The organism is Nocardiopsis trehalosi NBRC 14201, assembly GCF_001552555.1.
Taxonomy (GTDB): domain Bacteria; phylum Actinomycetota; class Actinomycetes; order Streptosporangiales; family Streptosporangiaceae; genus Nocardiopsis_B; species Nocardiopsis_B trehalosi.
On record NZ_BCRK01000018.1, the window covers coordinates 43,260 to 54,889 of the forward strand.

Consider the following 11,630-nt stretch of genomic DNA (forward strand, 5'->3'; position numbering starts at 1 on the left):
CCGCACGCCCGCTGTTCCCGGGCGCCCCTTCCGCGTCCAGGCGCGCACGCCCGCTGCTCGCCGCCGCGCCGACCGGTGGGGGCCCGTCCACCCGTTCGCGATCCCGACCGTCGACCCCGGTGGAGCCGATCCCGTGGCCACCCGGCCGGGACGTGTCCGGCGCCGGTGAGGTGCCGACCGTTGCCGACCGCTCGCCCGGGGCGGCCCGTCGGCGCCCCGATCCGGTGGCGCGGGAGTCCTGAGGACCCGCGCGCCGGGACCCGCCGCGTCCGGAACCCGCCGCACCGGCACCGGCCACACGGGCCGAGGAGAGCGCGACCCCGGCACTCGGCGGCGCCGGCGGCGCCAGGCGGGATCCAGCACGCCGTCCTGGGAGAAGGCCGGCGACCGGATCGACACGGACGCCTTGCCGGGCGCCGGGTGGCGTGTTGGCGGTGGCGGCAGGGGCGGGTGGGGGGTTGGTGGGGTGGGCGGGGGCGAGGTCGAGGGGGGTCATGCGACACCTCGGTGGTGGCGGGCGAAGGTGCGGCCGTCGGCGGCGACCAGGACGGAGACGACGTCGATGCGCACCCGGGCGGACGACGTGCCCGTCTCGGCCGCCCAGCGGTGGGCGAGGCGGCGCAGCCGGGCGAGCTTGGCGGCGGAGACCGCTTCGAGCGGGGAGCCGAAGCGGAGGGAGGTGCGGGTCTTGACCTCGGTGACGACGAGGGTGGTGCCCCAGCGCGCCACGATGTCGATCTCGCCTTCTGCGCAGCGCCAGTTGCGGGCGAGGATGCGCAGCCCCTCCTTGCGGAGGAGGGCTGCGGCGACGGCCTCGCCCCGGCGGCCCAGGCGCGCCCGGCGGGCGGCACCGGGATCAGGCCGCCCGGCATGGGGATGCGCGGTCAGGGCGGTGGGGCCGCGCTCAGCACCGGATGGCTGGTCGCCGAGGTGTGGGGGGCCGACAGAGGGTGGGTGACCGCCATCCGGCGGGACCGGATGGGCGGGGTCAGGACCAGGCCGCCCGGCGTCGGGATGCGTGGGCGGAGTGTTGGGGCGGTGCCGATCGGTGCGGGGCGTGCCTTGGCCCCGGCCGTCCGGGTCGGCCGCGCCCCCTTGTTGGTGAGGGGAGGCGGGCCCGCGCCGACCCCCGGACGGCTGGTCGCCCCCGGGCGGGGCTCCGGCAGAGGGAGGGTGGTCGCCGCGCGGGGGGACCGAATGGTCGGCGCCGCCGTCGCGGGGCACCACCCCCAGGTGGTGACGTGTGGGGCGGCCGGTGGGGAGGCCCGGCCGGGTGGGGGTGGTGGGCCGGACACGGGCGGGACCGGCCGGGCGGCGGGACGCGCGCCCGGTGCCCAGACCGATGGCCGTCCGGCCTGAGCCCGGCCCCGTGCCCGCCCGTCCGGAGCCCGGTCCGGTGCCGGCGCGTCCGGATCCGGGGCCGGTGCCGGCACGGCCCGTGCGCGAACCGCGCCGACGGGGCCCGCAGGTCGCCCCCTCGGCATGGGCGCCGGATCCATCCGCCGAGGTAGGGCCCTCCGGACGCGGACCGGCGGCGTGCCCACCGAGGCCGTCGGGCCGCCCCACTGCGGGACCGGGGCCTCCCAAGGGCTCCACCGGGGAAGAGGGGCGTCGACGGCCGCCCCGTCGCATACCGACCACCGCCGACGGACGATCATCGGCCCCGGTTCCCGGCTGCCCCAGGGGTGTGGGACGGGCAGGACGGAGAGGTACCGGGGAAGGGATGGACGCGGCCGGGACGGGCGGGGGGTTGGCACCGCCGTGGGTGGGGCGGCGGATGCCGGACCACCAACGGCGGATCGTGGACCCTGGCGACCGGAGACCCGCGAGGACGGGCCACCGGCGCTCGAACGCACCGAGCATGTGCGATCACCTCCACGTACTACGGTGCGTCACCGGAGGTGGTTCGCGCAGCTCGAATTCTCCGTCTGTGGATAACTCCGTGCCGAGGTGCGCCCGCGAGCCGCTTCCCACCCGTCCGCACGCCCGTCCCAACCTCGCTCCGACGGACGCCCGACTGCGGGCGTCGGCGGCGCCGGGCCGCCTCAGCACCACCCGCTACCGCCACCGCCCGCCCATCGGGCCGGCCGGAAGACACGGGGGACGGACTCGGATGTGGCCGGGGGACGAGGGTCCTTCGTCGTCGGTGGGGGAAGGCGGAGGGGGCCGGGCCGTGGCCGGGCGGGGGGTGGGGGAAAGGCGGAGGGGGCGGCCCCGGGTGGGGGCGCCCCCTCTGGGGGTGGAGCGGTCAGTCGCGCTTGCCGCCCGCTTGGCCGGAGGCCGGGACCTCCAGGTCGGCCTTGGTGATCTCCTCGACGTTGACGTCCTTGAACGTCACCACGCGCACGTTGCGGACGAACCGGGCCGGGCGGTACATGTCCCAGACCCAGGCGTCCTCCATCGTGACCTCGAAGTACATCTCACCGTTCTCGGTGCTGCGCGGCTGCAGGTCCACGTGGTTGGTCAGGTAGAACCGGCGCTCGGTCTCCACCACGTAGCTGAACAGGCCGACGACGTCGCGGTACTCCCGATAGAGCTGCAGCTCCATCTCGGCCTCGTACTTCTCCAGGTCCTCAGAACTCATCTCGCGCTCGCTTTCGTCGTGCACTCCGACTCGCCGGCCCGGCTCCCTTCGCCCCTGCGGTGTTCGGTCTCGCGGTGTCGTGCCTCGGAACGGGAGCCCCGCCCCGCCATCCATGATGCGGCACGTGTCAACCGCGTGTGGTCAATCCGCGGAAGTCCCGGCACGGGACCGACGCAGCCGGTCCACTACCCGGCGGCCGGACCGGTGAACGGGCACCGCGCCCAGCGCACCCAGGGCGAACGGGAGCGCGACCGCCGCCCCCTGCGCGGCGTCCTCGGCCGGCGGGGCCGCCCCGTCCGGCCCGGAGGCGGATTCGAGGGCCTCGAAGGAGTCCGGGATGGGCAGGGTCGAGATGCGGTCGAGCGGCCACACGAGGACGAAGGCGCGGCCCTCGACGCTCTCGATGGAGATGGTGCCGCCGCCCGGGTCGTTCTGGTGCAGCCGGGAGTCGTAGGAGATCTCGCGGTGGTCGCCCATGACCCAGAGCCGGCCCGCGGGCACCTCGACCGGGCCGAACTCGGTGTGGGTGGCCAGGCTGTCGGGGTACAGGTAGGGCTCGTCCAGGGGTTCGCCGTTGACGAGCAGCCGGTTCTGCTCGTCGCAGCACTCGACGGTGTCGCCCGGCACCCCGATGACGCGTTTGATGTAGTCCTTGCCGGTCGGCGCCACCCCGAACCGCTGCCCCACCCAGGTGAACAGGCGCGACACCGGGTTCGTGGGGGGTTCGACCGTGACCTCGTTCTCCTCGTCCCACGACCCGCTGCCGTTGAAGACGACGACGTCGCCCCGCCGCACGTCGCGGACCTGGTACACGAGCTTGTTGACGAGCACCCGGTCGCCGATGAGGAGGGTGTTCTCCATCGACTGCGACGGGATGTAGAACGCCTGCATCACCCAGGTCTGGATGACGAAGGCCAGGACGAGCGCGATGGCGATGAGGGCGGGCAGTTCCTTCCAGAACGACCCCGACGACCCCTCGCTCGTCGACTCCTTCTTCGCGCTCATCGGCTTCCCCGCGTTCTTCGCTGCGTCCGCATCATCCGGGGTCACGGTCTCCTTTTCCGCACCGGCCCCCGAGACGCCACCGGCTCCCCCATGATCGGGCATGGGGGAGCCGGTGGCGTCGGGCGGGTCGCCCGGTTCCGGCCGGGCCGCGCCATCAGCGCGGGACCCGGCCTCACGAGGGTCCAGATCGTCGTAGCTCATCGGGACCGAAGCCTAGCCGAGCACGACGCCGCGCGCCGGAAAAGGCACACGCGGAAGGGGCACGGCTACTGGGCGATGGGCTCGCGGCGCTCGCGGATGCGGGCGGCCTTGCCGCGCAGGTTGCGCAGGTAGTACAGCTTGGCGCGGCGGACGCGGCCGCGGGCCACGACCTCGATCTTCTCCAGGGCCGGGGTGTGCACCGGGAAGGTGCGCTCGACGCCGACGCCGTAGCTGATCTTGCGGACGGTGAAGGTCTCGCGGGCCCCCGGGCCCTGCCGCCGGATCACGACACCCTTGAAGACCTGGACGCGGGAGCGGTTGCCCTCGGTGACGCGCACGTGGACGTTGAGCGTGTCGCCCGGGCGGAACTCGGGAATGTCGGAGCGGAGCTGGGCCTTCTCGAGCTCCTGGATAGCGGTGTGCATCTCAGCGGTTCCTCATCGATTGCGCGCCGCGGCGACGGACAGTGCGGTTCGCGCGGGCGGATCTGCTGGGGTCGGGTTCGCGTGCTCCTGGCGGGTCCCCCTCGGGCCGGTGGGCGTAGGGCCACGGACGGCACGGGAACAAGACGCACGACAGGGGCAACTCGTCTAGTCTGCCACAGGTTCGGTACCGCTCTGCCCCCGGACCTCGGTCAGAACCTCCCGGTCACGCCGGTCGAACTCGCCGTCCGGGGTGTCCCGGAGCAGATCGGGGCGGTTGCGGGCGGTCCTGCGCAGGGCCTGGTCGCGGCGCCACCGGTCGACCGCGCCGTGGTTGCCCGACAGCAGGACCGGCGGCACCTCCAGGCCGCGCCAGACCGGCGGCTTGGTGTAGACGGGCCCTTCGACCAGGCGGGCCATGGACCCGGAGGCGAAGGAGTCCTGCACCGCCGACTCGGCGTTGCCGAGCACGCCCGGCAGCAGCCGGGTGATGGTCTCGACCATGACCAGGGTGGCGGACTCGCCGCCGGCCAGGACGTAGTCGCCGATGCTCAGCTCCTCGACCGGCATCCGCTGCGCGGCGTCGGCGGCGACCCGGGAGTCGATGCCCTCGTAGCGCCCGCACGCGAACACCAGCCACGGCTCCCCCGCGAGGCGGTCGGCCCGCTGCTGGGTGAAGGGCACCCCGCTGGGGGTGGGCAGGACCAGGCGGGGCACCGCGTCGGCGCCCGCGGTGACGGTGTCCAGGGCCTCGCCCCACGGCTCGGGCTTCATCACCATGCCGGGTCCGCCCCCGTAGGGGGTGTCGTCGACGGTGTTGTGCCGGTCGTGCGTCCACGACCGCAGGTCGTGCAGGCGGATGTCGAGCAGCCCGGAGGCGCGCGCCCGGCCGATGAGCGACAGCTCCAGCGGCGCGAAGTAGTCGGGGAAGATGGTGATGATGTCGATGCGCATGGGTTCTTCCAGGGCCGGAGGGCGGGGCGGCCCGGGGCGGGTCAGTTCCCGAGGTCGAGCAGGCCGGGAGGGGGGTCGACCACCAGGCGGCCCGCGCCGGGGTCGACGTCGGGCACCAGGGCCCGGACGAACGGGACCAGCACCTCGGCGCCCGAGGTGCCGGTGATGACGAGGACGTCCTGGGCGTTGTGCAGGACGTCGGCGACGACACCGATGTCGGCGCCGTCGGGGGTGACCGCGCGCAGGCCGATCAGCTCGTGGTCGTGGAACTCGTCGGGGTCGTCCACCGGCGGGATGTCGGCGGAGTCGACGAGCAGGGTGGTGCCGCGCAGCGCCTCGGCGGCGTCGCGGTCGGCGACGGCGGCGAACCGCACGAGCAGCCGGCCGGAGTGGGTGCGCACCGTCTTGACGGTGAGCGGCCCGGCGGAGGCGGGGTCGGTCAGCAGCCGCGCGCCCGCCGCGAAGCGCGCGGTCGGGTCGTCGGTGCGCACGTCGACGGCGACCTCGCCGCGGATGCCGTGCGCGCGGCCGACCCGGCCGACAACGAGACGCATCGTTCTCCTCATGGTGGAACGCCCGGCCGCTCGGCGGCCGGGCATGGCACTGGGGCGCCGGCCGATGGCCGGCGCCCCAGTGCGCGGATCAGCGCACTTCGTTCAGGTCCAGGAGGTCGACGCGCACGTAGCGGCCGCCGGCGAGCGAACCGACGACGGTGCGCAGCGCCTTGGCGGTCCGGCCGTTGCGGCCGATCACCTTCCCGAGGTCATCGGGGTGGACCCGGACTTCGAGCACCTTGCCCTTGCGGAGCCGGCGGGCTCTCACCTGGACGTCGTCGGAATTCTCCACGATTCCGCGAACTAGGTGCTCAAGCGCCTCTTCCAACACGTCAGGCCTCGCCCTCGGGCTTCTCCGCGGCCTCGGCGGGCTTCTCCGCCTTGTCGGCCTTCTTGTCAGCCTTGCGCGCCTTGCCCTTGCCCTCGTTGTCGGGCAGGACGAGTTCCTTCAGGGCGGCCTGGAACTCGGCCTCCTGGGCTTCCTTGTCCTTGGGCTCGGCGACCTTCAGCGGCGCCGGGGCGGGCAGGCCCTTGAACTTCTGCCAGTCGCCGGTGCGCTTGAGGATGGTCTTGACCGCATCGGTGGGCTGGGCCCCCACGGACAGCCAGTGCTGCGCCCGCTCGGAGTCGACCTGGATGAAGCTCGGCTCCTCCTTGGGGTGGTACTTGCCGATCTCCTCGATGGCCTTGCCGTCGCGCTTGGTGCGGGCGTCGGCGATGACGATGCGGTACTGCGGCGTACGGATCTTCCCCATACGCTTGAGCTTGATCTTGACAGCCACGGGTGTGGTCTTCTCCCAGTTGCGGTGCGGGTGCCCGGAGCCTCGCCGCGTGGGGTTGCGGCGCGCCGCCGAGGCGGGGACGTAGGTGCGCGGGTGAGGTAGAGGGCCGACCCGCGGCACCGTTAGTCAACACTCAATTGTGCCAGACGTTCGGGCGTGCGACGTGCGTCCGCGCGGAACCGGCGGTTCGAAACGCGCGGGGCGGCGCCCCCGGTGTCCGGGAGCGCCGCCCCGCGGGCGGTTCACTGCTTGGGCAGCTTGAACTGCGAGAGGTCGGGCATGCGCCCGCCGCCCAGGCCGGGCGGGAGCTGCGGCGCGCCGGCGCCGCCGCCGAGACCGGGGGGCAGCTGCGGCGCGGGCTGGTCGCCGCCCTCCTCGCGGCGCCGCTGGCGCTCGGCGGCGCGCTCGGCCTCCTGCTGCTTGGCCTTGAGCGGGTTGCCGCTGCGCTGCTTGCCCTTCTTGAGCTTCTTGGGCTGGGCCTTGCCCTTCTTGCGGCCCCCCATGCCCGGCATCCCGGGCATGCCGGGCATCCCCGGCATGCCGCCGTTCTTCATCTGGCGCATCATCTTCTGCGCCTCGAAGAACCGGGTGACGAGCCCGCTGACGTCGCCGACCTGGGTGCCCGAACCGTTGGCGATGCGCAGCCGCCGGGACCCGTTGATCACCTTCGGGTTGGCGCGCTCGGCCGGGGTCATCGACTGGATGATGGCGGCGATCCGGTCGAGGTCCTTGTCGTCGACGTTGCTGATCTGCTCGCGCATCTGGCCCATGCCCGGCATCATGCCGAGCAGGTTGCTGATGGGGCCGAGCTTGCGCACCATCGCCATCTGCTGCAGGAAGTCGTCCAGGGTGAAGTCCTGGTCGGAGGCCAGCGTGCTGGCCATCTTCTCGACCTCGGACTCCTCGAACGTGCGCTGCGCCTGCTCGATCAGGGTGAGCACGTCGCCCATGTCGAGGATGCGCGACGCCATCCGGTCCGGGTGGAACAGGTCGAACTCGTCCAGCTTCTCACCGGTGGAGGCGAACATGATGGGCCGGCCGGTGAGGTGCCGGATCGACAGCGCGGCGCCGCCGCGGGCGTCGCCGTCGAGCTTGGTCAGCGCCACCGCGTCGTAGCCGACGCCGTCGAGGAACGCCTGCGCGGTGTTGACCGCGTCCTGGCCGATCATGGCGTCGACGACGAACAGGATCTCGTCGGGCGACACGGCGTCGCGGATGTCGGCGGCCTGCCGCATCATCTCGGTGTCGACGCCGAGGCGGCCCGCGGTGTCGATGATGACCACGTTGTGGTTGTTGCGCCGCGCGTGCTCGATGGAGTCGCGGGCGACCTGGACCGGGTCGCCGACCCCGTTGCCGGGCTCGGGCGCGAACACCGGGGCGCCGGCGCGCTCGCCGACGACCTGGAGCTGGGTGACCGCGTTGGGCCGCTGGAGGTCGGCGGCGACGAGCAGCGGGGTGTTGCGCTGCGCGGTGAGCCAGCGGGCGAGCTTGCCCGCGAGCGTGGTCTTACCGGCGCCTTGCAGACCCGCCAGCATGATGACGGTGGGCGGGTTCTTGGCGAAGCGGATCTCGCGGGTCTCGCCGCCGAGGACGCGGACGAGCTCCTCGTTGACGATCTTGATGACCTGCTGCGCCGGGTTCAGCGCCTTGGAGACCTCTTCGCCGCGGGAGCGCTCCTTGATCTGCGTGATGAAGTCGCGGACGACGGGGAGCGCGACATCGGCCTCCAGCAGCGCGAGACGGATCTCCCGCGCGGTGGTGTTGATGTCCTCTTCGGACAGTCGCCCTTTGCCGCGCAGCGAGGAGAAGACCGAGGTCAGCCGGTCGGAAAGCGTCTCGAACACGAGTGTGGCCAGTCCTTCGTCTCGGGTTTGGCTTCCTAGGTTACCCGCCGGGGCGCGGGGCGCGCGCCCCGGCGGCGGCCGCCCCCGGACGTGCGGTCAGTTGCCGGACGGGCTGGCCGAGGGCGACCCGGACGGCGACGCCGAGGCCTCGTCCTCCGGGTTGAGGGTGGCCTCGCGCTGGTCCTCGACGGTGCTGATCAGCTCCTCGCGCGCGTCGCCGCTGATGCCGCGGGTGGACAGCAGCGCGTCGCCGGAGATCTCGTACTCCTGCGGCTCCGCGCTGGGCGCGAGGTCGTAGTCGACGCCGCAGCTGAGTTCGGCGGTCTCGCCCGCCTTGAGCGAGGCGGTGTCGTCGCAGGTCTGCTCGCCCAGCTCCTCGTTGGTGAGGGTGGCGTCCATGCGGACCAGGACCGTGGTGTCGCCGCCGGAGCCGGAGGCGTCGGTGGCCTTGCCGGTGACGGTGCAGGCGCCGCCGGTCTCGCAGCTGAGGTCGAGCTGGCCGTCCCAGTCGACGGGCAGCCGGGCGTCGCGGGAGCCGGCCAGGCCGTCCTCGGCGGCCGCGAGGATGTCGTCGTAGACGCCCTCGATGTCGGCGGTCTCGGGGGTGGTGAAGTCGAGCCGGGTGCGCGGGCCGGAGTCGGCGCCCTCGGGCGCGAGCCGCTCGATCTCGATGCGCATGACCTGCCCGCTGTCCTCGCCGATCCAGACGCGGTTGCGCTCGCCGCCCTCCAGGTCGACGCGGTAGGCGGAGGTGCCGTCGAGGTTCTCCAGCACGGCGTCGCCGCCGTCGGGGGCCATGCCGCGCAGGATCTCGGCGAGGGAGGCGGGGGTGAGCACGGCGGCCGGGTCGATGCCGAGCTGGGCGCCGGTGACCCGCACCCACGCGCCGGCGTACTGGTCGGTGTCGGGGTTGGCGACGTCCTGGTCGAGCCAGTACTCGTCGGGCGCGTTGACGAAGAGGTGGCCGTCGGCCTGGAGGACCTCGGCCTCGTTCTCGCTCTGCTGCACGGTGCCGTGGGCGGCGCCGGCGTCGGTGACGGTGAGCGCGGTCTCGCTGACGGCGGCCTCCTCGGAGGCCGCGATCTGCCCCTGCACGGAGACGGCCGGCGCCGCGCCCAGGGTCTCCAGCGCGGTGTCCAGCAGGGGGCCGGCCTCGACCGGGGTCGGGGAGGGGGAGGGCTCGTCGCCCCCGCCGCCGGGGCGCCAGTCGCTCAGGTCGATCGAGCATCCGGCGGTGCCGAGCGCGAGCACGGCCGCTGCCGCCGCGAACCTGACCGGTCGGCTCGGTCGGCGCCTGCTGGGATGAACCGGCGACATCATGCCTCCTGGCGGCCCCTTGGCCAAGGGGTACACGGGTGTGGTCGGGATGGGCGGGGGCGGGCGCGCGCGGCGTGGCAGCGGGCCCGGACGCCCGTGGAGGGCCGGACCGGCCGGACGGCGCGTCCCCCGAGTGGGGTGCGCGGCCCTCCGATGCGGACAGCGTACCGAACGTGTTCGCGCCCCCGGGTCAACGAACGCCCACGAAACGCCCGCCGTCCGGAGTCGGCCGCCGCGGGCCGTCCCGGGGCGCACGACGGCCGGGGCCGGCGGGGAGTCCCCCGCCGGCCCCGGCTTCGTGCACCTCACCGCATGTGGCGGTCGGGCTCGCGCCCTCGACGCTGGGGACGCTAGGACCCGACCTGCTGTGAGGCCTTGCCCTCGCCCGGAGGCGTCGGCGAGGGAAGCTCCGCGGCGGTCTCGATCTCGTCCAGCTCGTCGAAGGCGTAGGCGGTCTCGGAGTGCAGCTCGTGGTCGAGGCCGTTGGTCTCGACGTGCTCGGGGATGCGGAAGCCCATGACCAGGTCGATGACCTTGGCGATGACGAAGGTCACGACGAAGGAGTAGGCCAGGACCGCCAGGACCGCGGCCGCCTGGAGGCCGAGCAGCCCGATGCCGCCGCCGTAGAGCAGGCCGTCGTCCTCGGTGACGGAGGCGCCGGTGGAGGCCGCGAGCAGCCCGATCGCGAGGGAGCCGATGATGCCGCCGACCAGGTGGATGCCGACCACGTCGAGGGCGTCGTCGTACTTGAAGCGGAACTTCCAGCTGATGGCGTAGGCGCAGACGCCGCCGGCGACCAGCCCCAGCGCGATGGAGCCGAGCGGGGTGAGCGACGCGGCCGCCGGGGTGATGGCGACCAGGCCGGCGATGGCGCCGGAGGCGAAGCCGAGGGCGGTCACCTTGCCGTAGCGGATGCGCTCGACCAGCATCCAGGCGCCGGTGGCGGCGGCGGTGGCGACCTGGGTGTTGACGAAGGCCAGGGCGGCGGTGCCGTCGGCGGCCAGCCCGGAGCCGGCGTTGAACCCGAACCAGCCGAACCACAGGAGCGCGGCGCCCAGCAGCACGAACGGCAGGTTGTGCGGGCGCATGGACTCGGAGCCGAAGCCCTTGCGGCGGCCGAGGACGAGGGTGAGCGCGAGCGCCGCGATGCCCGCGTTGATGTGGACCGCGGTGCCGCCCGCGAAGTCGATGACGCCGAGGTTGAAGATCCAGCCGGTGCCGCTCCAGACCCAGTGGGCGACGGGGAAGTACACCAGCAGCGCCCAGACCGGCACGAACAGCAGCCACGCGCCGAACTTGGCGCGGTCGGCGACGGCGCCGCTGATCAGGGCGACGGTGATGACCGCGAACATCATCTGGAAGCCGGCGAACGCGAGGTCGGGGATGCCCTCGCCGGTGCCGATGAGGTCGGTCAGTCCGGCGGAGGAGAGGTCGCCGAGGAAGGGGGCGAGGGGGCCGTAGCCCTCACCGAAGGTCAGGGAGTAGCCGGCGACCACCCACAGGACGCTCACGATCGCGATGCTGGTGAAGCTCATCAGCATCATGTTCAGCACGCTCTTGGCCCGCGACATGCCGCCGTAGAAGAACGCGAGTCCCGGTGTCATCAACATCACCAGCGCGGCGCTGATGAGCACCCACGCGGTGTTTCCGCTGTCCATGTTCGTCGCCTCCAGGGTCGGGCCGGGGGATTGCGTCATCGGGAGGGAGGTCAGCGGGCACGTCGTCGGGCCCGGTGAAGATCACCACGACGGCAACCCTCGTACCGGCGTGTTTCCCGTCGGGGCCACCGGTGTTGCGCGGGCGTGAAGAGATGGTCCGGCGTGTTACGCGAGGGTGACGCAACCGCGCAGAAGGGTCGGCGCGGGCGTCCGGGGTGGGAACGGCCCCGGCGGGGGCGGTGCACGCGGGCGGCGGAGGCGGGCGTGAACGCGGGCGGGGGCGGCGGCGCCGATGCGCCGCCGCCCCCG

At 73.5% G+C, this 11,630-nt stretch carries 11 protein-coding genes; all 11 read right to left on the reverse strand.

From position 1 onward, the window contains the following. Positions 1 to 492: 492 nt before the first annotated feature. The 11 genes from NT8_RS31435 to NT8_RS05675 all read right to left on the reverse strand — a co-directional run bounded on the left by NT8_RS31435 (position 493) and on the right by NT8_RS05675 (position 11,321). Complete coding sequence (locus NT8_RS31435) at positions 493 to 1,863, reverse strand: YraN family protein (RefSeq protein ID WP_369406285.1); 1,371 nt, start codon at positions 1,861 to 1,863, stop codon at positions 493 to 495. 385 nt (positions 1,864 to 2,248) lie between these two features. After that, positions 2,249 to 2,584, reverse strand: coding sequence for a DUF2469 domain-containing protein (locus NT8_RS05630; protein ID WP_067964999.1), 336 nt, complete (start codon positions 2,582 to 2,584; stop codon positions 2,249 to 2,251). A gap of 141 nt (positions 2,585 to 2,725) precedes the next feature. After that, positions 2,726 to 3,589 carry a signal peptidase I gene (gene lepB, locus NT8_RS05635; protein WP_369406286.1) on the reverse strand — a complete coding sequence of 288 codons (864 nt, stop codon included), beginning with the start codon at positions 3,587 to 3,589 and terminating at the stop codon, positions 2,726 to 2,728. Positions 3,590 to 3,855: 266 nt separating this feature from the next. After that, entirely contained in the window at positions 3,856 to 4,215 is a 360-nt protein-coding gene (rplS, locus tag NT8_RS05640; protein WP_067964974.1) for a 50S ribosomal protein L19, read from the reverse strand. 165 nt (positions 4,216 to 4,380) lie between these two features. Next, positions 4,381 to 5,166 carry a tRNA (guanosine(37)-N1)-methyltransferase TrmD gene (gene trmD / locus NT8_RS05645; protein WP_067964976.1) on the reverse strand — a complete coding sequence of 262 codons (786 nt, stop codon included), beginning with the start codon at positions 5,164 to 5,166 and terminating at the stop codon, positions 4,381 to 4,383. 41 nt (positions 5,167 to 5,207) lie between these two features. After that, a complete protein-coding gene (gene rimM, locus NT8_RS05650) occupies positions 5,208 to 5,720 on the reverse strand; it encodes a ribosome maturation factor RimM (protein ID WP_067964977.1) in 513 nt (170 codons plus the stop codon). An 88-nt stretch (positions 5,721 to 5,808) separates the two neighbouring features. Continuing rightward, a complete protein-coding gene (locus NT8_RS05655) occupies positions 5,809 to 6,051 on the reverse strand; it encodes an RNA-binding protein (protein WP_067964979.1) in 243 nt (80 codons plus the stop codon). A 1-nt stretch (position 6,052) separates the two neighbouring features. Next, positions 6,053 to 6,502 carry a 30S ribosomal protein S16 gene (rpsP, locus tag NT8_RS05660; protein ID WP_067964981.1) on the reverse strand — a complete coding sequence of 150 codons (450 nt, stop codon included), beginning with the start codon at positions 6,500 to 6,502 and terminating at the stop codon, positions 6,053 to 6,055. A 242-nt stretch (positions 6,503 to 6,744) separates the two neighbouring features. After that, positions 6,745 to 8,346 carry a signal recognition particle protein gene (ffh, locus tag NT8_RS05665; protein ID WP_067964983.1) on the reverse strand — a complete coding sequence of 534 codons (1,602 nt, stop codon included), beginning with the start codon at positions 8,344 to 8,346 and terminating at the stop codon, positions 6,745 to 6,747. Between the two features lie 96 nt (positions 8,347 to 8,442). Beyond that, positions 8,443 to 9,597 carry a LolA-like protein gene (locus NT8_RS05670; protein ID WP_245646041.1) on the reverse strand — a complete coding sequence of 385 codons (1,155 nt, stop codon included), beginning with the start codon at positions 9,595 to 9,597 and terminating at the stop codon, positions 8,443 to 8,445. 416 nt (positions 9,598 to 10,013) lie between these two features. Further along, positions 10,014 to 11,321, reverse strand: a complete 1,308-nt coding sequence (locus NT8_RS05675) for an ammonium transporter (protein WP_067964986.1) — start codon at positions 11,319 to 11,321, stop codon at positions 10,014 to 10,016. Between the last annotated feature and the right edge of the window lie 309 nt (positions 11,322 to 11,630).

Excerpts from the sequence above, each read along its gene's own strand:
- rplS (WP_067964974.1), bottom strand. The coding sequence starts at position 4,215 with ATGCACACCGCTATCCAGGAGCTCGAGAAGGCCCAGCTCCGCTCCGAC.
- trmD (WP_067964976.1), bottom strand. The coding sequence starts at position 5,166 with ATGCGCATCGACATCATCACCATCTTCCCCGACTACTTCGCGCCGCTG.
- NT8_RS05675 (WP_067964986.1), bottom strand. The coding sequence starts at position 11,321 with ATGGACAGCGGAAACACCGCGTGGGTGCTCATCAGCGCCGCGCTGGTG.
- NT8_RS31435 (WP_369406285.1), bottom strand. The coding sequence starts at position 1,863 with ATGCTCGGTGCGTTCGAGCGCCGGTGGCCCGTCCTCGCGGGTCTCCGG.
- NT8_RS05630 (WP_067964999.1), bottom strand. The coding sequence starts at position 2,584 with ATGAGTTCTGAGGACCTGGAGAAGTACGAGGCCGAGATGGAGCTGCAG.
- lepB (WP_369406286.1), bottom strand. The coding sequence starts at position 3,589 with ATGAGCGCGAAGAAGGAGTCGACGAGCGAGGGGTCGTCGGGGTCGTTC.
- rimM (WP_067964977.1), bottom strand. The coding sequence starts at position 5,720 with ATGCGTCTCGTTGTCGGCCGGGTCGGCCGCGCGCACGGCATCCGCGGC.